This is a genomic window from Heliomicrobium undosum, from assembly GCF_009877425.1.
Taxonomy (GTDB): Bacteria; Bacillota; Desulfitobacteriia; order Heliobacteriales; family Heliobacteriaceae; genus Heliomicrobium; species Heliomicrobium undosum.
In genome coordinates, this window is record NZ_WXEY01000004.1 from 146,022 (window position 1) to 167,606 (window position 21,585).

The 21,585-nt window shown below is 61.2% G+C and carries 23 protein-coding genes; 17 read left to right on the forward strand and 6 right to left on the reverse strand.

The annotated features are described in order from the left end of the window. Positions 1–6: 6 nt before the first annotated feature. The 6 genes from pglX to GTO91_RS05925 all read left to right on the forward strand — a co-directional run bounded on the left by pglX (position 7) and on the right by GTO91_RS05925 (position 8,437). On the forward strand, positions 7–3,414 hold the full coding sequence (gene pglX, locus GTO91_RS05900) for a BREX-1 system adenine-specific DNA-methyltransferase PglX (RefSeq protein WP_161256298.1): 3,408 nt from the start codon (positions 7–9) through the stop codon (positions 3,412–3,414). A gap of 387 nt (positions 3,415–3,801) precedes the next feature. After that, complete coding sequence (gene cobI, locus GTO91_RS05905) at positions 3,802–4,506, forward strand: precorrin-2 C(20)-methyltransferase (RefSeq protein ID WP_161256304.1); 705 nt, start codon at positions 3,802–3,804, stop codon at positions 4,504–4,506. 59 nt (positions 4,507–4,565) lie between these two features. Next, positions 4,566–4,709, forward strand: coding sequence for a hypothetical protein (locus GTO91_RS05910; protein ID WP_161256308.1), 144 nt, complete (start codon positions 4,566–4,568; stop codon positions 4,707–4,709). Between the two features lie 243 nt (positions 4,710–4,952). After that, positions 4,953–5,939: a 2-hydroxyacid dehydrogenase gene (locus tag GTO91_RS05915; RefSeq protein ID WP_161256311.1), complete on the forward strand. Its 987-nt coding sequence runs from the start codon at positions 4,953–4,955 to the stop codon at positions 5,937–5,939. Positions 5,940–6,092: 153 nt separating this feature from the next. After that, entirely contained in the window at positions 6,093–7,151 is a 1,059-nt protein-coding gene (locus tag GTO91_RS05920) for a hypothetical protein (RefSeq protein ID WP_161256314.1), read from the forward strand. A 254-nt stretch (positions 7,152–7,405) separates the two neighbouring features. After that, positions 7,406–8,437: a metal ABC transporter substrate-binding protein gene (locus GTO91_RS05925; RefSeq protein ID WP_161256317.1), complete on the forward strand. Its 1,032-nt coding sequence runs from the start codon at positions 7,406–7,408 to the stop codon at positions 8,435–8,437. A 1-nt stretch (position 8,438) separates the two neighbouring features. Here GTO91_RS05925 and GTO91_RS05930 read toward each other — a convergent pair whose 3' ends face one another. From GTO91_RS05930 to GTO91_RS05940, 3 genes are all read right to left on the reverse strand, one after another. Continuing rightward, positions 8,439–8,960 (reverse strand): SagB/ThcOx family dehydrogenase, encoded by a 522-nt coding sequence (locus GTO91_RS05930; protein WP_161256320.1) that lies wholly within the window; start codon positions 8,958–8,960, stop codon positions 8,439–8,441. 115 nt (positions 8,961–9,075) lie between these two features. Continuing rightward, entirely contained in the window at positions 9,076–9,357 is a 282-nt protein-coding gene (locus GTO91_RS05935; protein WP_161256322.1) for a 2Fe-2S iron-sulfur cluster-binding protein, read from the reverse strand. A gap of 170 nt (positions 9,358–9,527) precedes the next feature. Continuing rightward, positions 9,528–11,399, reverse strand: a complete 1,872-nt coding sequence (locus GTO91_RS05940; protein WP_161256324.1) for a pyruvate kinase — start codon at positions 11,397–11,399, stop codon at positions 9,528–9,530. A 208-nt stretch (positions 11,400–11,607) separates the two neighbouring features. Here GTO91_RS05940 and GTO91_RS05945 point away from each other — a divergent pair, with 208 nt between their 5' ends. From GTO91_RS05945 to GTO91_RS05955, 3 genes are all read left to right on the forward strand, one after another. Further along, positions 11,608–11,769, forward strand: coding sequence for a hypothetical protein (locus GTO91_RS05945; protein WP_161256326.1), 162 nt, complete (start codon positions 11,608–11,610; stop codon positions 11,767–11,769). Next, positions 11,769–12,071, forward strand: a complete 303-nt coding sequence (locus tag GTO91_RS05950; protein ID WP_161256328.1) for a DUF1360 domain-containing protein — start codon at positions 11,769–11,771, stop codon at positions 12,069–12,071. The genes GTO91_RS05945 and GTO91_RS05950 overlap by 1 nt, the downstream gene beginning before the upstream one ends. A gap of 181 nt (positions 12,072–12,252) precedes the next feature. Further along, entirely contained in the window at positions 12,253–13,581 is a 1,329-nt protein-coding gene (locus tag GTO91_RS05955; RefSeq protein ID WP_161256330.1) for a hexokinase family protein, read from the forward strand. On the opposite strand, the gene GTO91_RS05960 is transcribed toward GTO91_RS05955, so the two are convergent. Both GTO91_RS05960 and GTO91_RS18355 read right to left on the reverse strand, forming a co-directional pair. Further along, positions 13,578–13,841 (reverse strand): hypothetical protein, encoded by a 264-nt coding sequence (locus tag GTO91_RS05960; protein WP_161256332.1) that lies wholly within the window; start codon positions 13,839–13,841, stop codon positions 13,578–13,580. The genes GTO91_RS05955 and GTO91_RS05960 overlap by 4 nt on opposite strands. 143 nt (positions 13,842–13,984) lie before the next feature. Beyond that, entirely contained in the window at positions 13,985–14,719 is a 735-nt protein-coding gene (locus tag GTO91_RS18355) for a lytic transglycosylase domain-containing protein (protein WP_268894818.1), read from the reverse strand. Positions 14,720–14,929: 210 nt separating this feature from the next. On the opposite strand from GTO91_RS18355, the gene GTO91_RS05970 reads away from it, so the two are divergent. The 8 genes from GTO91_RS05970 to rsmI all read left to right on the forward strand — a co-directional run bounded on the left by GTO91_RS05970 (position 14,930) and on the right by rsmI (position 21,110). Further along, entirely contained in the window at positions 14,930–15,160 is a 231-nt protein-coding gene (locus GTO91_RS05970) for a sigma factor G inhibitor Gin (RefSeq protein WP_161256334.1), read from the forward strand. 36 nt (positions 15,161–15,196) lie between these two features. Beyond that, positions 15,197–16,654, forward strand: coding sequence for an aminotransferase class I/II-fold pyridoxal phosphate-dependent enzyme (locus GTO91_RS05975; protein ID WP_161256337.1), 1,458 nt, complete (start codon positions 15,197–15,199; stop codon positions 16,652–16,654). 68 nt (positions 16,655–16,722) lie between these two features. Beyond that, entirely contained in the window at positions 16,723–17,388 is a 666-nt protein-coding gene (gene tmk, locus GTO91_RS05980) for a dTMP kinase (RefSeq protein WP_235919204.1), read from the forward strand. Between the two features lie 3 nt (positions 17,389–17,391). Continuing rightward, positions 17,392–17,856 (forward strand): YaaR family protein, encoded by a 465-nt coding sequence (locus GTO91_RS05985; protein ID WP_161256343.1) that lies wholly within the window; start codon positions 17,392–17,394, stop codon positions 17,854–17,856. Between the two features lie 11 nt (positions 17,857–17,867). Further along, positions 17,868–18,878 (forward strand): DNA polymerase III subunit delta', encoded by a 1,011-nt coding sequence (gene holB / locus GTO91_RS05990; protein WP_161256346.1) that lies wholly within the window; start codon positions 17,868–17,870, stop codon positions 18,876–18,878. Positions 18,879–18,947: 69 nt separating this feature from the next. Next, the gene (locus GTO91_RS05995) at positions 18,948–19,649 is read left to right on the forward strand and encodes a PSP1 domain-containing protein (RefSeq protein ID WP_161256349.1); all 702 of its coding nucleotides are present in this window, start codon (positions 18,948–18,950) and stop codon (positions 19,647–19,649) included. 43 nt (positions 19,650–19,692) lie between these two features. Next, complete coding sequence (locus GTO91_RS06000; RefSeq protein WP_161256351.1) at positions 19,693–20,007, forward strand: initiation-control protein YabA; 315 nt, start codon at positions 19,693–19,695, stop codon at positions 20,005–20,007. An 11-nt stretch (positions 20,008–20,018) separates the two neighbouring features. Further along, entirely contained in the window at positions 20,019–21,110 is a 1,092-nt protein-coding gene (gene rsmI / locus GTO91_RS06005) for a 16S rRNA (cytidine(1402)-2'-O)-methyltransferase (protein ID WP_235919208.1), read from the forward strand. 88 nt (positions 21,111–21,198) lie between these two features. On the opposite strand, the gene GTO91_RS06010 is transcribed toward rsmI, so the two are convergent. Continuing rightward, positions 21,199–21,450, reverse strand: a complete 252-nt coding sequence (locus GTO91_RS06010; RefSeq protein ID WP_161256352.1) for an AbrB/MazE/SpoVT family DNA-binding domain-containing protein — start codon at positions 21,448–21,450, stop codon at positions 21,199–21,201. Positions 21,451–21,585: the final 135 nt, after the last annotated feature.

Genomic DNA, 21,585 nt, shown 5'->3' on the forward strand with positions numbered 1-21,585 from the left:
GCGTCGATGAACAGAGGAGCCTTAAAGAATTTCGCCGTCCGCGCCCGGGCGGAACTGGTCCGCCTAATTGCGCAAGCAGCCCAACGCTCCGGCGCGGCCGATGCCGATGCTACTGGCGCCGGCGCGCCCGACGCAGATGCGCCCAACGCTGTTGTAGCCAAGACCGAAGCACCCCATGCCGAAGCACCTCATGCTGATGCATCCACCGTCGAAACCGTCGCCTACACCTGGTTTATCCGGTTGAGCGCCTTGCGCTTCATGGAAGCGAGGGGATACCTGGGCCTTCGTCTTGGCGAACAGGGGGATGAGCCTGCGGTGTTGCGGCGACGCATGATCGAACTGTGCCGTTCCTTGCAGCCGGTCACGGAACTCTTCGCCGATCCCGGTCCCCCCTGGACGGAGCGATGGCTGCCGGAGGCGATCTGGGAAAAGGAAGGTGTAGCCCGCCGCCTCTATGGGGAGATCCCGGAGGAGGACTTTCGCCATGTGGAGGTGCTGGGCTGGCTGCACCAGTTCTACTGGGCGGAGAAAAAAGACGAGGTCTTCACCCGTCCCGCGGCCCACAAGATCGCAGAAGCCGATATCCCGGCGGCGACCCAGTTGTTTACACCCCACTGGATCGTCCGGTTCATGGTCGAAAATTCACTAGGGCGGCTCTGCGCCCAATGGGAACGCCAAGGGCGCTGGACCAGCCGGTGGCGCTATTATCTGCCTGGTGAGGGGGAAGCGGGACAGCCTTTAGACCGGACGAAGCAGCCGGGAGCGAGGATACCGGGAGCGAGGATGCTTGAGTCGAGGACGCCTGAGTCCATCCGGTTGCTCGACCCCGCTTGCGGATCCGGCCATATCCTGGTCTACGCCTTCGACCTGCTGGCAGACCTGTATGAAAGCCGGGGGATCCCCCCGGAAGACTATGTCCCGATCATTTTGGAGAAAAACCTGGCCGGTCTTGATGTAGACGAGCGTGCGGCCCGTCTCGCCGCCTTTGCGTTGCTCATGAAAGCGAGGGAGCGGACCCCGCTGGTTTTTCAACAGCCGCCGCGAGTCAGGGTTTTCCCATTGCAGGAAACGAAAGGGATGGATGTTCGCGCGATTGCACGCCGACTTGCCGGAACAGATGCAGCGGGCGAAGGGGAAGGTGTGGGCGAATCAGTTGAGGGAAAGCCATGCGAGGGCAAGCCTGGCCAGGGTGAGCGCGGCCCCGAAGAATTGGCCTCGCTGCTTTCGCTCTTTGCAGAGGCCAGCCACTTCGGCTCCTTGCTGCGTCCCGAAAAAGTCGATTTCGACTACTGGGAACAGCGGCTCGATGTGATCGAGAGGGAACGACAGGACGGATGGGGCGACGAGAAAACGGTGAAGGGCGATGCGCCGCCTCCGGGTGACGCGCCTCCGGGCGACGCCGACCTGCTCCGGGTGCGACAGGCGCTGCGGCAGGCGCGGATGCTGACGGAAACCTATGATGTGGTAATCACCAACCCGCCCTATATGGGCATCCGCAACATGAATTCCGAACTGCGTCGTTTCGTCCGGGACCACTACCCCCGGACAAAGGGCGACCTCTTTGCCGCTTTCATGGAACGGATGGAGTCCCTCGTTGCTGAAGGTGGCTATCATGTCACTGTCACCATGCAGTCCTGGATGTTCCTGACCACCTACGAGGAATACCGGCGGCATCTGCTCAGGGAGTACGGGATCGTCGCCATGGTCCATATGGCCAACATGGTCATGGGCATCGCCTTCGGCACCGTGGCGACGGTGCTGCGCAAAGGCGACCCGAAGGCGGCGGGGACTTTTGTCCATGTGGCCCCGGACGACCTGGAGGGTGAAGCGCCGAGATCTTTTCCGCCGACAGGCAAGCAGTATCTCCATCGCGGCGGAGAGGCCTTTCTCGCCATCGCCGGCTCACCCATCGCCTACTGGGTCCCCGAGGCGGTACGGGCGGTATTCGCAAAGAACCCGCCCCTGCGCCGCCTGGCAGAGCCCAAGCAAGGATTGGCCACCGCCGACAACGACCGCTTCCTCCGGCTCTGGCATGAGGTCAATGTTGCCGATATCGGATTCGACCTGCCGGGGCCGGAGGCGGCGCTCGCCTCGGGGCGGCGCTGGATCCCCTACAACAAGGGCGGGCGTTATCGCAAGTGGTACGGGAACCAGGAGTATGTCATCGATTGGGCCGGTGACGGCGAGGCGGTGCGGCGGCACGCCCCTTCGGTGATCCGCAACCGTGACTGGTACTTCCGGGAAGGGATCACATGGTCCTTTGTCAGTTCATCCAAATTCGGCGTCCGCTATACGCCGCCGGGATTCATCTTCGATGTGGGGGGCTCATCCCTTTTTCCGAAAGATCACGACCGGCTGTTCCTGCTCGCCTTCCTGTGCAGCAAACTATCCTTCTATCTGATGCGGGTCTTGAACCCGACCCTCAACTTCCAGGTCGGCAACATCGCCGCCCTGCCTATCCCCGACTGCCCGCCCGAGGATCGGCGACGGCAGGCCATCGAGCGCCTGGCCGAGGAAAACGTCCGGCTGGCCCGGCGGGATTGGGATGACCGGGAAAACTCCTGGCGTTTTGACGCCCACCCCTTTTTGACGTACCGGCAGGGGGCCGCGACGCTGGAAGCGGCCTTCTCCCGCTGGCAAGAGGAGGCGGAAAAGCGATTTGAACAGATGCGCGCCAATGAGGAAGGGATCAACGCCCTGCTCCTTCAAATGTACGGTCTTGCGGAGGAAATGTCCCCGTCCGTCAGTGAGGATGACATCACCCTCGTCCGGGCGGACCGCGAACGGGATGCCCGCACCTTTCTTTCCTATGCTGTCGGCTGTATCCTCGGGCGTTACTCGCCCGACCGGCCCGGTCTGATCTATGCCGGCGGTGTTTACGACGAAGGGGAATATGGCCCCTTTCGACCTGTACCGGACGGCATTCTCCCTATCGACGATCAGCAGGGCGGCGCCGATGACGTCGTCGCCCCGTTGCGGTCATTCCTGGCCTACGTCTTCGGTGAAGAGACGGTCGAGGAAAACCTGAAATGGCTGGCCGACGCCCTCCGCCGCAAAGGCGGCGAGACAGCTGAGGAACGGCTGCGGCGTTATTTTCGCAGTGAATTCTACGGCGATCACATCAGGGCCTACCGCAAGCGGCCCATCTACTGGCTCTTCGCCTCCTCTCCGTCGAGGGCCTTCCAGGCGATTGTCTATCTGCACCGTCTGGGGCCGGACACGCTGGAGCGGCTCCGGAGTGATCACCTGGCGCCCCGGTTGGCGGCGGTTCAAAGCGGGCCGGTGGCGGAGGAAATGATGGCTTATGCGAGGCAGTTCACAGAGCTTGCCCGGAAAGAGATCGAGATCTCCCTCGATGACGGCGTATTGCGAAACTACGGGCGCCTGCGCCCCTTACTGGCCGAATTTGCATAACCTTCGCTTCTCCCGTCGCTCCGCGAACATGCGGTAAAAAAGCATCCACCCCTTGCGGAGTGGATGGCAGGCTACTTATTTTGCGGCAAATTGCGCACCCGCGGCTCTCCCGGCGCTTGAAACTTGGTCTGCTCAGATTCCTTCGGCTGCTGGGTGTCTCTCGGCGCTTTATCCTTCGACATCCTGTTCACCTCCTGGGTTATTATGCCCTGATGAGGCGCCTAGAGCCCACCGGCGCCACCTGGAGAAAAAATACCATTTTCGCTCGAAATATCCCGCAATGGCAGTATAATCAGTATAATAGAAGGCAACCCACTTCGTATCAGAAGGAAGGCGCGTCCGGCAGCCGCGGTTGCCGGGTTCGTTTAGAGAAAGGAGACAAGGCTCATGAAGGGTAAGTTTTACGGTGTCGGCGTTGGCCCGGGCGATCCGGAACTGCTCACCTTGAAAGCTGTGCGTCTGCTGGGCGCCGCCGACGCGATCATCGCCCCCTACTCGAAGAAAAAAGGGACCGGTTGCGCCGCCCTGGCCATTGTCCGCGATCGCTTGTCCCCTGGCGCCGAGGTTTATGAACTCCCCATCCCCCGGGCCTATGATGAGGAAAAGGTGGAGGGCGCCTGCCAAGCCATCATCGAACTGCTCGACACTGGCAAGATTACCGTCTTCATCTCCCGGGGCGATCCCATGCTCTACAGCAAATACGTCCATATCGCCCGCCGATTGGAAGAGCGGGGCTACCCCGTCGAGACGGTTCCCGGCGTCGTTTCCTTCACCGCCGCCGCCTGCCGGGCGGGATTTCCCCTGGCTGACGAAGAGGAATCAATCACCATCGTGCCTGTCGACGACGAGGCGTCCAACATCGAGCCGGCGCTTCGCAAGTCCGAGTCGGTGGTGCTGCTGAAGGTACATAAAAACCTCGACCGGATCATCGACCTCCTGGAACAGTACGGCTTCAAAAACCAGGCCGTCCTGATCAGCCGTTGCGGCATGTCGGGGGAATTGATCGAGCCGGACCTGGAAAAATTGCGCGGCCAAAAGCTGACCTATCTGTCTACCATTCTGGCGAAAAAGCAAGCCCGTTCCAACGCCTGAGCAGTTGAGACGAAAGCGGGCCGGCAGGGAGGGGCAACCTAAGGCCGGAGGTGATACGGTTGCCTGAAAAAAACACCCCGGCTGCCAAGGAAGTCCCACTCGCCGGCCAGCCCCGGCGGATCAAGGATACCCATGACGCCGCCGGGATCGCCACGGAGACATTCGGCATCAACCCGGAGGAGTCGACCCAGATCGATATCTAAAGCCCTCGTTCCGCCAAGCCACGCCATTATCGTATGGCGTGCGCGAACGTCGCAACTGGACACGGTACTCTTGTATCCGCGCTCGGCTGCGCACAGCGCCTGCGAAAACATGGCAACAGGGCGACGCACGGCATCGCGCGCTGGGCATCCGTGGATGTTTGGTCGATCCGGCTCGACAAGTCTCTCCCGGGACGGTATGATCATAGTGTTCGTTCTTCTTTGAACGTAGAAAGGAGCGCCCCGATGAACCATTCACTGCGCCCGAAAGTGCTCGTTACACGGGAGATTCCCCAGCCGGCTCTCGACCGGATCAAGGAGTTTGCCCGCCTCGACCTCTGGCCGGCCTTCCCGCCGCCGGAAAAAGGCGAACTCCAGCGGATGCTCGCCGACGCCGACGCCTTGCTCTGCATGATCACCGACTGCATCGACGACGATGTCATCGAAGCCGGCAAGAAACTGCGCGTCATCGCCAACTACGGTGTCGGCTTTGACAACATCGACATCGCCGCTGCGACCCGGCGCCGGATCCCTGTCACCAACACACCGGACGTGCTCACCGAAGCCACCGCTGACCTGGCCTTCACCCTGCTGCTGGCGACGGCCCGCAACCTGATCGCCGCAGACCGGTTCACACGGGACGGTTTTTGGATCGCCTGGCATCCCCAACTGTTGCTGGGGCGGGATGTCTTCGGCTCGACCCTGGGCATCGTCGGCCTTGGCCGGATCGGCGAGGCGGTGGCCCGCCGGGCCCGCGGCTTCAACATGCGTGTTCTCTACACCGCCCGCCGTCCCAACCCGAAAGCTGAGGCGGAACTGGGGATTGAGTACTGCACACTCGAAGAACTGCTGCGCCAGTCGGACTTCGTGTCCCTCCACACGCCGCTGACCTTGGAAACGCGCCACCTGATCGGCGCCAAAGAACTGGACATGATGAAGCCGACGGCCATCCTGATCAACACGGCGCGCGGCGGCGTCGTGGACCAAGAGGCGCTGACCGAAGCGCTCCAGCAAGGGGTGATCGCTGGCGCCGGTTTGGATGTCTTCACTGAAGAGCCCGTCTCTCCGGAGGAGGCGCTGCTGGAACTGCCCAACGTCGTTGTCTCCCCCCATATCGGCAGCGCCACCGTGGAAACGAGAACGCGGATGGGCTTGATGGCGGCGGAAAACATCCAGGCCGCTCTGGAGGGACGCCGTCCGCCCAATCTGGTCAACAGCGAGCTGTTTTCGTAATTTGCATTTTTTATAAGTGAATCAGTGAACAGGAAAAAAGCGGTTTGAGGCGCGCTCAACCGCTTTTTTATATAGGGAAAAACAGATAAAATCAACAGGAGTGGAAATTTGGTTCGGCTTTAGTATAATGAATGCAGAGGTGAGGCGATAACTATGGCAGGATTTTTCAGCAAGCTTTTTGGCGGATCCGACAAACCCGCCAGCGGGACAGCGCCGCAAGCCGGGGCCGCGAAGGCTGCGCCGGCCGGTTCCCCGGTTGAGGCTGTCCGGGCGAAGGAATCGCGATGGAACCTGTTCAGCCTAACGCAGCCCGTGCCCTACTATCAACTGGGCGATATCAACATCGTCGACGCAATCCGCGACTTCTACGTCGACGTGCCGGAGGACCTGAAAGCAGCCTTCCGCGCCAAAAACCCCGACATCGTGTTTCATCGGGACAAGTCCTTCGACGGTTTTCATTATTACTCCGATATTCCCATGCGCTCCGGCATCTATGACCTGGTAGAACGGATCAACCACCACCGCCTGCTGGCTGCCCAGGAATGGCTGGCCTCCGGCGAGGTTCCCGTCAACCGCTCCAAACTGGGTGTCCTGCACATCAACCCCTACGGTAAGACAGGCAGGGCTGGCGAAAACGCCCTGGAACTGCAGATCTTCCGCACCGATGAGTTCACCCACCGCGTCTTCCGGGCTGTCTATAAAGAGCTGCAGGCGGCCAACCATGAGATGCTCACCATGAAAACGGCGACCGAGGTGAACCGCTACAACGCCTTCCTGACGGAACTGAAGGTGCATGCCTGGGTGACCCTGCCCAGCGGCGGCGGCGAAGCCATCGTCCCCGGCAGCCAGGCGCCCACCGGCGCGACCCTGTACGGCGAACTCCTGGAAGAGGATTTGCAAGAGGGAACGCCGAAGTTCAGCCTCGTTAAATGGCTCTCCCGCAACCTGGCCGAGGCAGCCGGAACGGCGCCAAGCGCTTTTTCCGGGATCGAAAGCGCCATCCGCGGCTATGAACTGTTTGTGGACAAGGCGGATTACAGCGTTTGCCTGACCGTCTCCGTTGCGTTGAAGGATGTCCCGCCGGCCCTTGCCGGCAAGGCCGTTGCCTTCACCTGCGATGAAGCGGCCCGGCTGGTCCAGCAGCCGATGAGCCCCGCCGGCGAGTATACCCTCCGGTTGGTGGCGGCGCGCAAAGGCTTTGACCTGGGCTAATCCGAGAGACCTTTGGAGCCTGAAGGAGCAGATTCGCCGTCGGATACCTCCTGGGTGGAGGTCAATGATCATCTCCGAGCTTTCCCTTGCGTCTTGGGCGCAGGGGACTTTTTTTTGCAAACAACGGAAAAAATAGTTTACTGAATATGGAAGTATTGTTTCTACGGTAAACAAGTGTTAGGATAAAATAAGAATGATCCTATTTAGGGTTATTCGTGCGAATGACGAATGGAAAAAGGAGAGGGGAGCCCAGGATGAAGAAAGCGGTACATATCTTCGGCGCCGGGCTGTTATCTGTGGCCCTGTTGGCGGGTTGCGCCTCGAAAGGACCGGTTTCAAAGCAGAACGACACTGCGCCCGCTGCAAACAAACTCAAGGTGGCGACTAGTTTTTACCCCATGTATGAATTCACTCGGCAGGTCGGCGGGGACAAGGTGGACCTGCTCAATCTTGTCCCGCCGGGGGCTGAGCCGCACACCTGGGAACCGACGCCCAAGGACATGGAGGCGATGGCGAAGGCCAACCTGCTCGTCGTCAACGGCGGCATGGAAAGCTGGTTTGACAAGGTGATGAGTGCCGGCAGCCTGAAAAACGTGACGGTCGTGGAAGCGGGCAAGGGGTTGGAACGGCTGCCTGCCGGCGAGCATGCCGAAGGGTCGCATAAGGATGGTGGGCGCGCTGAAGACGCCCACAAGGGTGAAATACAGGATGAAAAGCAAGCGGGCAAGCCGGATGTCAGTCATGACGATCATGACCACGAGTATGATCCCCACTTCTGGGTATCGCCGAAGCAGGCCAAGGCAGAGGTGGAAAACATCAAGCAGGGCCTCATTGCCGCCGACCCAGCCAACGGGGAGTACTATGAAAACAACGCCAAGGCCTACATGGCGAAGTTGGACGCGCTGGATCAGGAGTTTCGCGAAGGCCTGACCGGTGTGAAAAAGAAAGAGTTTATCGTCACCCACCGCGCCTTCGGCTACCTTGCCCGCGATTACGGGCTGAAACAGATCGGCATCATGGGGGTCAATCCGGAGACAGAGCCGACACCGAAAACGGTGGCCCAGATCACTGACTTCGCCAAGGAGCATCAAGTCAAGTATATCTTCTTCGAAGCGCTGATCAGTCCCAAACTGGCCGAGGCCGTCGCCAGGGAGGCCGGTGCCCAGACCCTTGTGTTGAATCCGCTGGACGGGATCACCGAAGAAGACCTCAAGTCAGGCAAGGATTACATCGCCCTCCAAAGGGAAAACCTAAGCAACCTCAAAAAAGCCCTCAACGGGGAGTGACCTATTCAGGCTTGCCGATGGCAGCCATATAGATGACCGTTTCCTCACGGCCGTCAACGCCGGTGATCCTATCGACGGCCTCGTCATAGTAGGCGCCGATGGCGCAGCAGCCGAGGCCGAGGGATGTCGCCGCCAGGTAGGCGTTCTGCCCCACGTGGCCGGCGTCCTCATAGATATAGCGCAACCCCCGGGCGCCGTACTTGGCGAAGGTGCGCGCCATTACCGCTGTCCAGATCAAGGTCACGCTGCCCTCGGCCACCATGCGCTGGCCGAGAGCGGCTTCTGCCAGGGCATCGCCCCGATCGCCCCGTTTCAGCACACATAGACCGTGCTGGGGGACGCTGTAGTGGTAGAGGCCCGGCGACAGCCCCTCTACCCGGTTGACAGCGGCGTACATTTCGATGGGGAAGAGGCCGCCGGCGCACTCCTTGATGCTCCCGGGGCGCTTGACCTTGGGTCGCTCCGGCATCCGGTCGGGAAAGTACTTGGTATTCTCCTGAAAGGCGTAGCCTTGATCGCTCATCCTTATTGCCTCCTTTTTAACATGTTTAACATGGAATGCCCGATTGAGGCTTTCTATGGAAGAATGCGAAAAAGCCTTTCGACTTATCCATCGGATGCGTCGAAAGGCTTTTTGGTTAGCGCACCCGGACTCTCACCGGGCCAAGGATGCGGGCCTTGCAGGCAAGGCGCACGCCGTCATCGATGCGGTCGAACAACTCGTCCACCTCGTCGATATCCGGCTCGCTCAGATTGGCCTCCCCCTCCAGCACAGTGACCTGGCAGACGCCGCAACGGCCGTCTTTGCAACTGTATTCGATGTCGACGCCGTTGGCGTGGCCGACCTCCAGCAGGGTGGCGCCTTCCTCCGCCTCGACGGTCACGTCGCCCTGAGAGGTGACAAAGACAACTGGGATCATCCCGATACCTTCCCTCTGTTTGCGTTTTGCTCCATCTTGTGTAAAACCCTGACGATTTAATCGTAAAGGGGAATATCGGCGGCGTCAACTCCCAGGTGGTGATTCCTCTGGTTCGTACAAAATCCAAGCGCTTTCTTGTGGCGAATAGCCCGTCAAGAACCCCGTGCGGCCTAAGGCTCGTCAAAAATCCCATGCTGGAACGTGAACTCCCGGAAGATCTGTCGCTTTTTCAGATGGCAGCGTTCCTCGGCGCAGAGCAGTTTGGAGAGCGTCTTGACCGCCTCCAAGATGTGGGGGCCCTTGTTCAGCATGACACAGTCGGCGCGGTGGCCCATGGCGGCGTCGGTGATCTCCGCTCTCGCCGGCAGGCCCGTCTTGGCCAGTGTTTCCAGCACCTGGGTGGCCCAGATGACCGGCGTGTGGGCCGCTTCGCACATGCAAAGGATGTCCTCCTGGACGAGGGCCAGGTTTTCGAAACCGACCTCCACGGCCAGGTCGCCGCGGGCGATCATGATGCCGAAGCTGGGGAAGGCAAGACCAGTGATCAACAGTTGGGCCAGCCGGTGAATGGCCTCGCTCGTCTCGATTTTGGCGATGAAACCGATATCGGAACGACCCAATTCCGCCAACGCTGCCTGGAGATCGAGCAGGTCTTTCGGGCTATGGACGAAGGAGAGGCCGACGGCGTCGGCGTGATGGGCGACAAAGACCAGGTCCTGCCGGTCTTGCGCTGTCAAGGCGGGCAGTTCCAGGAGGGAGTCAGGAAAGTTAAGGCCCTTTTCCGGCTTGATTCGCGCAGAGGGCCCTGCCGTGGAGAGGACTTCCAGTTCCAGGTATTCATCTGTGATGCGGCGCGTGACTGTTCCGATCTTGCCGTCATCGATATAGATCCGTTGTTCCAATTGGACGAAGTGGAGCGCTTCCGGGAGGGTGCAACTGATCCCGGCCGGGCTGTCCTCTGACGCGGGATGGCCCATCCGGAGCGGATCTCGGTAGAGTCGCAGGGTATCGCCCGGTCGCACCTCCACCGTCACCGGTTGAGGGAGGATGGGACCGACGTTGAAGGCGACGTTCTTTTCACCGAACAGGAGAATCCCCTCTTGCAGGTAGGCGGTCCGGTCCAATCCGACCCGCACCCGCGTCGGGCTGACGCGCTCCATGATATGCAATGTCCGCAGCCGGTCCCGCGTGTCCTGAAACTGCAATTCGCTGCCGACACGCAAACGGTCGAGACCACTCTGGCGGGGGATGGCGATGATGAAGCGCGCCCTGCCATCGGGATCGGCGATGCGCCGCGTGAAGGGCGCCTCGGCATCCAAGTAGCCCTCCAGCAACCGGTAGGGAGAGCCGAAGGGATCGCGCGGCGTAGCTAGTTTGAGGGGTCGCGTCTCCTTGGCGAGCGGCCCGGTCCGGATCTTAGGGCCGCCCAGATCCATGAGGATGCGGCAACGCCGTCCGGCGCCCTCTCCGCGCTGTTCCAGGCTGTCTTCGGCGTTGCGGATGGCGACGATCAATTGTTTCCACTCCTGGGGACTGTCGTGGGCGCAGTTGATGCGCGCCAGGTCCATCCCGTTGAGGAGAAGTTCTTCCAGGAGTTCCTGACGGTGAATAACGGCAGTGTCCAGGGTCACCATGATCCGGGTGCCGCGCTTGTCCCGTGGGCGACCGAGCAGGCGGCGCGAGCGCAACTCCGTCAAGAAACGGGCCAGTTCCGAATCGGGTCGCTCTAGTGCCGTCGAGAGCGTTTCCACCCCGAGGTGACCGAGGACACGTTCGATCCCCAGGAGGACCGTCGCCTCCAGTCGGCCCAGGGAGGAGAGGCCGTATTCGGCCAAGGCAATTTGCAGATCCACGATGTCGTGTCGACGCATGGCGAGATAGGCCAGCAGGTTGTCGCGGCTGACGCGGGCTTCCGGCTCGTAGAGCGGATAGGCGTCAATAACGGATTGGGCATGGTCCGTGATCACGGCGTGAAAAGCAGCGAGTTGGTCTGCCAGCCAGTCCCGGCGATGCGGTGCAGGTGGGCGCAGAATGGTTGCCATCGGCACTCCCCTCGATAAGTGTAAAAATCCCCGTGATGAGGAAATATGTTGACATTTTTAGCGTACCGTGCGCCGGGCAGAGCAGGCAAGTTAACGATCAGTAAACCTTTATAATCGTATCTCCCATTTTTCAGGGTCCCTCCGAGAGGCTTCCCCATATCTTGTATATGGGAAGCTCTAACATTTTTGAAGGAGGGGTTGATATCCGATGATCACATTGCGCCTGTGTTCGTCCGGTTGCTGTCCTACTGTTCATGTCTCCCAGGGGATGGTCGTCATCACCGACGACGACGGGGGCCGGGTGACGCTGACGAAAGAGCAGTTAAAGCTTCTCGTCGACCGGTACGATGATATCGAGGCGATGAAGTGATGGCCGCCGAGTTGCTGGCTGCCCTGAGCATACGCTTTTTCCTCTTCGATTTTATTCTCTTCAAGCCCATCCGGGAGAGGCTCAAAAAAGTCCACTACTTCTTTCGCAAACTCCTCGGCTGCCCCTTCTGCCAGGGCTTCTGGTGCGGATTGTTCATCTACCTGCTCAACCATCCCATCGAATCGTGGATCGCCTTCTTGCAGTTCGGATTCATTTCGGCGATCCTTTCCCTATCCTGGAGCATCGCCGCCTATCCCTTGCTGAAACGGTATGAAGAGAACCACGATATACCGCTGACGTAACGGACAATACTCCGGCAAGGAGAAAAAGCCCTCCGATGGGCGAAAGCAAAAACCGGCCCCCCGGCCGGTTTTTGCTTGTACATTTGCATGTTCTGGTATTACACTAAAACTGGCAAAGAATTGAAGCGGCCTTGTCCAGTGATGAAGAGGGAATACTGGCTTTGAAATGGGGGAGCGAAGGATGCAAAGATGGGCGCTGGCGGCGGAAGAACTGGAAGACAGCCTGCATCTGCCGGCAGCCGCTTTGGACGCCATGGCCGGCCGGTTTCAACATGCCATGGAACAGGGGCTGGCGGGGAAAGGCGGCTCCTTGAAGATGCTGCCGTCCTATCTGGCCGGACCGACGGGGAAAGAGCGCGGAACCTTTCTGGCCCTCGATTTCGGCGGGACGAACGTGCGCGTGGCGCTGATGGAGCTCTCAGGAGGTCAGAGCCGGATCTTGAACCGTCTCAGCCGGCCGGTCCGGGCGGCGGACGGGCGTTACGACTACACCCGACACTCGGCGACGGCGGAGGAACTCTTTGACTTTCTGGCCTCCCTGATCGCTGAAACGATCGGCGATCATCGGGGGCGCTTTTACCTCGGCCACACCTTTTCCTTTCCGGCTCGCCAGGAAAACATCGGTAACGCCACGCTGATCCGCTGGGCCAAGGAGTTTCACACCGGCGGCGTCGAGGGTCATGATGTGGGGCAACTCCTGATCGACGCCTTGGCCCGCAAAGGCCTCAAGGACCGGGTGATCCCGGCGGCCATCATCAATGACACGGTGGGAACGCTGCTGACGGCCACCTACAGCGATCCCCACACTCGCATCGGCTCCATCCTTGGCACCGGCCACAACAGCTGCTACCTGGACCGTTTCGCCCCGGCCTTTGCAGCGCCCATGGTGATCAACATGGAGTCAGGCAATTTTGACGGCGTGCCGACTACGGCCTTTGATGAGCGACTCGACCGGCAAAGCGCGCAGCCGGGGGCGCAGCGCCTCGAGAAGATGGTGTCCGGCCTCTACCTCGGCGAACTGCTGCGACTGATCCTGCTCGAACTCATGCAGACGAATGGTCTCTTCGGGGGACAACCGTCGGCGGGGCTGGAACGGTCCTATTCGCTGTCGGCAGCCGATCTCTCCGACCTCCTGGCCGATGGTTCCGCTGAACTGGGCGGGGTTGGCGATTGGCTACGAGCGCGCGCCGGCATTGAGGTGAGCGATAGGGAGGAACGCCGACTGTTGCAGCGGATCGCGGCGGCAGCGGCCCGCCGTTCGGCTCGCCTGGCGGCGGCGACCTACCTGGGAGCGTTGCGCCATGAAGACCCTACCCTGACTTCCCGCCATGCGATCGCTGTCGATGGCTCCCTCTATGAGAAGATGCCCGGCTACGCCAACGCCCTGGACAGCGCCTTGGCTGAACTGCTCGGGGAAAAAGCGGGACAGGTCTCTGTCCGGTTAATAAAAAACGGCTCCGAGGTGGGCGCAGCTATCGCTGCCGCCATCGTCGCCGCCGCTTCAGATTAATTGACTTTTCCGTTGGCCGGAGTCAGCCGTTCGGAGAAGTGTTTGAAATCCTGTGTCAACCCATGCGATTCGATGTAGGCCAGGAAGAGATTGTTCAAGGAGATGGCTTCGTCCAGGCGCAACACCAGATCGTGCACCCGTTTTTGCAGTTCCTCTGTCCGGGACTCCACATCCTGAAGCCGCCGGTTGAGCGCCGCCGATTCCTCTTCCAGGCGCTTGACCCGTTCTTCCTGCGGACTGTCCAATGTTGACGAGGTCATTGAGGATTCCCGCCCCTTCCATGTCACTGAATGAATATGGTTTGTACATGCTTTATAAGGACATTGTAAACTTGCTGCGCCAAATTGTCGATATGCCTGGCGTCGCCGGATAAGGAAAAAGCCGTCGCGCGCTGCGACGGCCTTCAACCGGCTGCTTGGCCAAGGGAAGCCAAGCTTTCCTGCTGGTAGCGGAGCACCCGTGGCACATAAGCCTGGGTCTCCGCAAAGGGCGGGATCCCCTTGTATTTTTCCACGCTGCCGGGGCCGGCGTTGTAGGCGGCGACGGCTAGATCGACGCGTCCGCCGAAACGGTCCAGCATCTGCCGGAGGTAACGGACGCCGCCGTCGATGTTCTGGGCGGGGTCAAAGGCGTCCTGGACGCCGAGAGAACGGGCGGTGCCGGGCATCAACTGCATCAGTCCCATTGCGCCGGCCGGCGAGACGACACGGGGGTTGAAGTTCGATTCCGCTTTGATCACACCCCAGATCAATGAGGCGGGGACGTTGTATTTCTGCGCCGCCTGGTTGATCAGGTCGGCGTATTTTCCGGCGTGGATGCTTGTTTGCGCCGAGTAGGCCTGTCCTGCCTGTGGGCGGGCCTGAGCGGACAGGTTGTTCCATGCGCCGGCGCTGTTCGGGCCGCCGGTGGCGGCGCCGGCAAACTGGCTGAACAGGGCCGAAGTGACCGCCGACATCCCTGTATTGGCAACGGTTGCCGAAGGGGAGATCGCCGGCAGCGGGGGAAGGCTGACGTTCTGGCCGAGGGCCTGCGCCTTGATGGCGGCTGCCAGAGAATCGGAGAAATCAGCAAAGGACTGTCCCTTGGGACACTGCGCCTGAATCTGCTGGCGGATCGAATCAATCCCGACGATGGTCATGCCACACACCTCCCCGCTTCACTATACCCGAGCGAGCGCCCACCTGTAAAGGGTGGAACATCAGCAATCGTGTCAGAATATGGAACCGAAGAGGCAAGTTCCATCCGGAACAATGGTTCGGGCGGATACATAGGATAAAGCCCGGCTGTTTCTCTACGGAACAACCTTGTTAATACTAATGAGGGGAAACACTTTGTTGAGGTGAGCGGGATGAAAGAAGCCGCCTTGTTGCCGCGCTGTTCCACCTGCCGGCAGGTGCCGCCGGAAGGGATCGCCGGAGGGCTCTGGATCCGCGGCGTTTTTCTCTGCAACCGTTGTCTGGCTGACTTGTCCTCCTGGACGACCGAAAATGAGTCCTATCGGACCTTGAAAAACTCCTTGGACCGGCTCTGGCAGCGGCCCGATTGGCGGCGCCATTTGGCCTCGGGAGGCCGCCCGTGATACAATAGTAGGAAACGTTTTTGCGGGAGGTTTAAGATGGGGGATCGGCCTTTATGGCAGGCGTTGCAAGCGGATTATCAGGAGGGCGCGCTCGGGTTTCATACGCCCGGCCACGGGCGCGGGCGGGCGCTGGCCGGTCTGGGGATCCATCTCGATACGACCGAGTCCCCCGGCCTCGATGACCTCCACGCGCCGGAAGGCGTGATCGCTCATGCCCAGCGCCTGGCGGCCCGGGCCTTTGGCGCCGGGGCCACTTTTTTTTTGGTGCAAGGGGCGACCGTCGGCATCCATGCCCTCTGCCTGGCCGGCCTGCGGCCGGGTGATCGCCTCGCGCTGCCCCGGCACAGCCACCGTTCCGTGTTCGGCGGCCTGGTCCTGAGCGGGGCCGTTCCCCGCTACCTTCCGCCGCTCTGTGAAAGGGAGACGGGACTTCCCTTCGCCGTTGATTCCTCCGGCCTGGAGACGGCTGCCGAGGGTGCGACGGCCCTGCTGGCCTTGCGCCCCTCTTATTGGGGAACGGCGGAGGACCTGACCCCCTGGCGGCAAGCCGCCGAGCGGCAAGGGGCGGCCCTCTGGGTCGATGAGGCCCATGGCGCGGCCTATGTATTTTCATCGCGGCTGCCCGACTCGGCCTTGCGCCTCGGCGCCCATGCCGTCGTTCACGGCAGCCACAAGACCCTGCCCGTCCTCACCCAGGCGGCGATGCTCCATATCGGCGCTAGCGCCGCAGGCGGCACAGACGGCCAGGCCGTCGCTCGCGCGTTGGCCCTCTTGCAGACGACCAGCCCTTCTTACCTGCTGATGGCTTCCCTCGATGAGGCCCGCTGCCGGATGGAGGAAGAGGGTGAGGGGCTCTGGCACAGGACTGTTGAGCGGGCGCAAAGACTGCGCAAAGACCTCAATCATCTCAAAGGAATTTTTTGTTGGGGCGAAGAAATAATCAATCATCCGGCCGTCTCCGGTTGGGATCCGACGCGCCTGCTCGTGGTGCTGCGCGGGGCCATGCCATCCGGCTACGCGGCGCGCAAGTGGTTGCGGCGGGCCCATGGAATCGAAGCCGAACTGGCTGGACCGAATTATCTGCTCTTTTTGCTCTCTCCCTTTGACTCCCCTGACGCGGACGCCCGCTTGCGGGCGGCCTTTCGAGATCTGTCGCTTGAGGCTGATTATGGGGCCGTTGCGGGGCGAAACCGGATCAGCGCCTTTGCTTCAGGACCGTTGCTCAAAGCGGCCTACGGCATCTGTCCGGAAACGGTGTTGTCGCCGCGGGAGGCATTCCATGCCCCCAGCCGCTGGGTGAGTTGGGCCGAGGCGCGCGGCCGCCTGGCCGCCGAGTTCATCTGTCCCTATCCCCCCGGGATCCCCCTGGTCGCCCCTGGGGAGCGCATCACCGCTGACATCGCCGAGACCGTCGAGGCCTTGCGCCGCGCCGGCGCCCAATGGCAGGGCGCCGCTGATCCGGGACTGTGCGAGTTGTTCATTATTGATGAATAGATCTTGTCGAGCCATTCTTCCCATCATCCATCATTGTAAACAAATCTACCATGCGAAGCAGGTGCGCTATGCCGGGATTGTTCATCACGCTGGAAGGAGCCGACGGGGCCGGAAAGACGACCCAGGGCGCCCTGCTGGCCCAAGCCTTCCGCATACTCGGTTATCCCGTTGTGGAGACGCGGGAACCCGGGGGGACGCCCGTCAGCGAGGCGGCCCGCCGGGTCTTGCTCGATCCTTCCTTAAAAGGCATGGCGCCCATGGCGGAGGTGTTCCTCTATGCAGCCGCCCGGGCGCAGCTGGTCAGCGAGGTCATCCGGCCGGCCCTCGCCTCGGGCGCCGTGGTGATCTGTGACCGTTTCACCGACTCCACGCTGGCCTACCAGGGCTTCGGCCGGGGCCTTGAACTGGAACGGTTGGCGGCGATCAACCGGATGGCCACCGAGGGGTTGACCCCCGATCTGACGCTCCTGCTCGATATCGACACAGGCGAGGGGCTTGGCCGGGCGCGGCAGCGGCGGCCGGAACGGACAGAGTGGCAAGGCGCCGATCGAATGGAACTGGAAGAGGCGGCTTTTCACGAGCGGGTCCGCCGGGGCTTTCTCCGACTGGCCGAGAAGGACCGGGCGCGCATCCACCCCATCGCGGCCGGCGGCGCCATCGCCGAGGTTCACCGCCGGATCATCGACGCCGCGCGCCGATTGGCGCCCAACCTGCCCTACTGTCAGGAGGAATAGGTCATGGCCGATGGGCTGAAAATCAAAGGATTCTTCACGGGCGTCGGCGACCCGCGCCTGGGCCATGAGGGGGAACGGGCCGCCGGCGCCGAGGGGAACAAGGAAGCCTTTTTGTCTGAACTGCACAAGGCCCGGGCCGGGCGGGACCGGTCAGACCTGCAGGAGATGCTGGCCCGAATTGACGAATCGGCCAACGCCTTGGCCCAGAACCAGACCGTGGGCAACTTCAAGAAGTACCGGGAACTGGTGAAAAAGTTCCTCGCCCAGGTGGTCGGCGGCGCCTACCAGTTGCGGGAGCAAACCGGCTGGGACCGCCGCGGTCGCCATAAATCGCTGATCACCGTGGAAAAGATCGATCGCCACCTCGATGAGATGGCATCTCGGTTCCTTGCCCAGCAGGCCGAACCGATCGATATTCTGGCGAAAATCGGTGAAATTCGCGGCCTCTTGTTGGATATCATTACCTAGGAGAGATGGCGGTGCGACTATCGCAAATCACAGGCCAGGAACGGGCCGTCCGGCAGTTGTCCCGGGGCCTTTTGGGGAACCGGGTGGCCCACGCCTACCTGTTTTCCGGACCCCAGGGCGTCGGCAAAAAAACGGCCGCCCGCGCCTTCGCCCAGTCCGTCCTCTGCCTGGAACGGGTGGAAGGCGACGCCTGTGAATCCTGTCCCGCCTGCCGGCAGTTCCAGGGCGGCAGCCACCCCGATCTCCTCATCCTGGCGCCCGAGGGGACAACCCTCAAAATTGAACAGATCCGGAATCTGCAAAAGCGCATCCGCTACCGCCCCTACCTGTCGTCCCATCAAGTCGTCCTGATCGAACAGGCCGAGACGATGCAGGGTCCCTCCGCCAACGCCCTGTTGAAGATCCTGGAGGAGCCGCCGGGACCGACTGTCTTTATCCTGATCACCGACCGCGGCCACGGCATCCTGCCCACGATCCGCTCACGCTGCCTGCCCGTCTATTTTCAACCTGTCCCAAGCGGGGAGATCGCCCGCTTTTTGAAAGAAAAGGGCGTTCCCGCAGGCCATGTGCCCCTGCTGACGCTGCTGGCCGACGGGCGCTGGGACCGCGCCGCCCGGCTGGCTGCCGAAGGGTTGCCGGCGGGGCGGGAAAAAGCGCGCCAGATCCTCGACGGACTGGTCCAGACCGGCGATAGCCGCATCTTTCAGTTCGCCGAAGAGTGGGACAAGGATAAGGAAGGCATCGCCGAGTTTTTTGACTACCTGACGCTCCTGCTGCGAGACCGGCTGCTGATCGCCGGCGCCGGCGGGGCGGAGGTGCCTGTGATCAACGGCGACATCGCCGGCGGCGCTGACCGGTGGCCCCTGCCGGTCCTGTTGACCGCCCTGGACACGGTCATGGCGGCGCGCCGCCTGTTGGATACAAACGCCAGCGCGCGCCTGCTGGTGGAGGACACGCTGCTGAAGCTGCGCGATCTGGCCCGGGGAGAGCCCCTGACGCCCTTGACTGCAGCCAAAAGATAACCTATAGATTCACGAGGATAACCAAAAGGCCGGAACGAATCGGCCCAAAACCTTGAGGAGGAAGGGTCCTTGGTCAAGATTGTCGGTGTCCGAATTAAAAAAACCGGGAAAGTGTATTACTTTGACCCGGGCGACCTGAATCTCCCGCTGCAGGAAAAGGTGATCGTCGAGACGGCGCGCGGCATTGAGTTTGGCGAGATCGTCATCTCCCCCCGGGAGGTCCCCGAAGAGAGCCTGGTCAACCCCTTAAAACGGGTGCTGCGGGTCGCCACGCCGGAAGACGTAAAACAGGTGGAGGAGAACCGCAACAAGGAGACCTCCGCCTATGAGATCTGCCAGAAAAAGATCGCCGCCCACCAACTGCCGATGAAACTCGTCGATGTGGAATACACCTTTGATTCCTCGAAGATCATCTTTTACTTTACCGCCGACGGCCGCGTCGATTTCCGGGAACTCGTCAAAGACCTGGCCTCTGTTTTCCGCACCCGCATCGAACTGCGCCAGATTGGCGTCCGCGACGAGGCGAAGATGATCGGCGGCATCGGCTGCTGCGGCCGCGTCCTCTGCTGCGCCTCCTTCCTGGGCGACTTCGAGCCCGTGTCGATCCGGATGGCCAAGGATCAGAACCTGTCCCTGAATCCGACGAAGATCTCCGGCATCTGCGGCCGGCTGATGTGCTGCCTCAAGTTCGAAAACGACTGCTACGAGCGCAAAGAGATGGGAAGACGCAGGGAAAAACCGCCGGAAACGCCAGGGCCGGAAGTCCAGTAATCGATCGAGGCGACGGGCCCCTCTTGATGCGGAGGTGGATCAGATGAACAAACGACTGACGGCCAGGGTGATCGCCTTGGAAGAACAACTGCGGGAGATGCTGGCCGAGATCGAAGCCCTGAAGATGGAAATCTATACCCTCGAAGAGGAGAACGACCGCCTGCGGGCGGAACGGGCCAATATGACGCCCGAAGCGGTGGGCCGGATCAATGACAATGTGCGCCAACTGCAGGGTGAGGGCTATGAAAACCTGAGCCGCCTCTACAAGGAGGGCTTTCACATCTGCCATGTCAACTTCGGCCAGCCCCGCAGGGGCGACGACTGTCTCTTCTGCGTGAACTTTCTCCATAAGGAATGAGGCCCCTGCTGATGAATGACCATGACGCTGACGACTGGGACGAGGCGGAAAGAATGCTGGAACAAGGACAGGAAAGCGCGCCGGAAGACGTAGCGAATGTGTCGGATATGCCGGAAGACGTGGCGGACATGCTGCCGGATCACTGGCCGGCAAAGTCGCTGGGTCCGGGGAAACTGCTCCTCTGCGCCACCCCGATCGGCAATCTGGACGACATCACCTTGCGGGTGTTGAAAGCCCTGAAAGAGGCCGATCTGATCGCTGCCGAGGACACCCGCCATACACGCAAACTGCTGAGCGCCTTCGACATCCATGTTCCCCTCACGTCCTACCATGAACACAACCGCCGCCATAAAGGCGCGGCCATTCTCGACCGGGTTGCGGAAGGCGCCACGGTGGCCCTCGTCTCCGACGCCGGTCTGCCCGGCATCTCCGACCCTGGAGAAGACATCGTCCGGGAGTGTGTTGAGCGCGGACTCCCCTTGGAGGTGCTGCCGGGACCAACCGCGTCGCTGACGGCGCTCGTGCTGTCCGGTTTGCCGACAGGCCGCTTCGTCTTTGAAGGGTTTTTGCCCCGGCCGAAAAAGGAGTTCCGGGAGCGGCTCCGCCGGCTGGCCTTCGAGGATCGCACGATGATCCTCTATGAGTCCCCCCACCGCATTCGGGAGACCGTCGAGAGCCTTTGCGACGCCCTTGGACCGGATCGCCCAGCCGCCCTGGTGCGGGAACTGACGAAAAAGTTCGAAGAGGTTCGCCGCGGTTCACTGGCGGAACTGGCCGCATCGGTCCGGGAGGGTGTGCGCGGCGAATGCACCCTCGTCATCGCCGGTCGCCCGGTCGCTGTCGAATCGGCTGATAAAACCGGGGCGACCGCCGATTTCTGGAACGAAGCCGCCGACGGCCTTTCCGGCCCCCCAGCGCTGCCGGAAAGCGAGCGTGAGCGGGCGGCGCTGCTTCGCCAGCGGCTCCAGTTACTCGAAGGCCGGGGGATGGACAGCAAAGCCGCCCTTAAGGCGGCGGCGCAGGAATTGGGCATACCCCGGCGGGAGGCCTACCGTCTGCGGTTACTCGTGGCAGACGAAGCAAGCGTTCCAGAAAACGAATAAACGGGATGGGCGCAAACCCATCCCGTCCTGTTGCAACGGAAAATCATGACCTTTTGATTGGCTGGAAATAATGGTATTATGTAGCCAATCAGCCAGCGGCGTTGTGCGCCATCGAAACGGCGCACTCCCGGCAGACAATCTTGCCGCGGAAGTTCTGAACCTGAACGGCGCTGCCGCAGAAGACGCAGGCAGGCTCGTACTTTTTCAGGATGATCTTCTCATGGTCGACGTAGATTTCCAGCGCGTCCTTCTCATCGATGCCCAGGGTTCTGCGCAGTTCAATGGGGATAACAACGCGGCCCAGTTCGTCAACCTTCCGTACAATGCCCGTAGATTTCATCGAAAAATGCCCTCCCTTCTGACTGAATCAACAAAATTCGACAACAATCATCACCCTAATGGTACCAATCATTCCAGGAACAGTCAACCCCCATTTTTTTTAAAATCAAACAAATACCGCATATTTTTTGATTTT

What these genes read in the sequence shown, in the direction of transcription:
- GTO91_RS05975 (WP_161256337.1), top strand. Translation starts at nt 15,197, where the DNA reads ATGGGGGATCGGCCTTTATGGCAGGCGTTGCAAGCGGATTATCAGGAG.
- GTO91_RS05935 (WP_161256322.1), bottom strand. Translation starts at nt 9,357, where the DNA reads ATGATCCCAGTTGTCTTTGTCACCTCTCAGGGCGACGTGACCGTCGAG.
- GTO91_RS05940 (WP_161256324.1), bottom strand. Translation starts at nt 11,399, where the DNA reads ATGGCAACCATTCTGCGCCCACCTGCACCGCATCGCCGGGACTGGCTG.
- GTO91_RS06010 (WP_161256352.1), bottom strand. Translation starts at nt 21,450, where the DNA reads ATGAAATCTACGGGCATTGTACGGAAGGTTGACGAACTGGGCCGCGTT.
- GTO91_RS05970 (WP_161256334.1), top strand. Translation starts at nt 14,930, where the DNA reads ATGAAAGAAGCCGCCTTGTTGCCGCGCTGTTCCACCTGCCGGCAGGTG.
- GTO91_RS05955 (WP_161256330.1), top strand. Translation starts at nt 12,253, where the DNA reads ATGCAAAGATGGGCGCTGGCGGCGGAAGAACTGGAAGACAGCCTGCAT.
- cobI (WP_161256304.1), top strand. Translation starts at nt 3,802, where the DNA reads ATGAAGGGTAAGTTTTACGGTGTCGGCGTTGGCCCGGGCGATCCGGAA.
- GTO91_RS05985 (WP_161256343.1), top strand. Translation starts at nt 17,392, where the DNA reads ATGGCCGATGGGCTGAAAATCAAAGGATTCTTCACGGGCGTCGGCGAC.
- GTO91_RS05930 (WP_161256320.1), bottom strand. Translation starts at nt 8,960, where the DNA reads ATGAGCGATCAAGGCTACGCCTTTCAGGAGAATACCAAGTACTTTCCC.
- GTO91_RS05915 (WP_161256311.1), top strand. Translation starts at nt 4,953, where the DNA reads ATGAACCATTCACTGCGCCCGAAAGTGCTCGTTACACGGGAGATTCCC.
- GTO91_RS05925 (WP_161256317.1), top strand. Translation starts at nt 7,406, where the DNA reads ATGAAGAAAGCGGTACATATCTTCGGCGCCGGGCTGTTATCTGTGGCC.
- GTO91_RS06000 (WP_161256351.1), top strand. Translation starts at nt 19,693, where the DNA reads ATGAACAAACGACTGACGGCCAGGGTGATCGCCTTGGAAGAACAACTG.
- pglX (WP_161256298.1), top strand. Translation starts at nt 7, where the DNA reads ATGAACAGAGGAGCCTTAAAGAATTTCGCCGTCCGCGCCCGGGCGGAA.
- tmk (WP_235919204.1), top strand. Translation starts at nt 16,723, where the DNA reads ATGCCGGGATTGTTCATCACGCTGGAAGGAGCCGACGGGGCCGGAAAG.
- rsmI (WP_235919208.1), top strand. Translation starts at nt 20,019, where the DNA reads ATGAATGACCATGACGCTGACGACTGGGACGAGGCGGAAAGAATGCTG.
- GTO91_RS05920 (WP_161256314.1), top strand. Translation starts at nt 6,093, where the DNA reads ATGGCAGGATTTTTCAGCAAGCTTTTTGGCGGATCCGACAAACCCGCC.
- GTO91_RS05945 (WP_161256326.1), top strand. Translation starts at nt 11,608, where the DNA reads ATGATCACATTGCGCCTGTGTTCGTCCGGTTGCTGTCCTACTGTTCAT.
- GTO91_RS18355 (WP_268894818.1), bottom strand. Translation starts at nt 14,719, where the DNA reads ATGACCATCGTCGGGATTGATTCGATCCGCCAGCAGATTCAGGCGCAG.
- GTO91_RS05950 (WP_161256328.1), top strand. Translation starts at nt 11,769, where the DNA reads ATGGCCGCCGAGTTGCTGGCTGCCCTGAGCATACGCTTTTTCCTCTTC.
- GTO91_RS05960 (WP_161256332.1), bottom strand. Translation starts at nt 13,841, where the DNA reads ATGACCTCGTCAACATTGGACAGTCCGCAGGAAGAACGGGTCAAGCGC.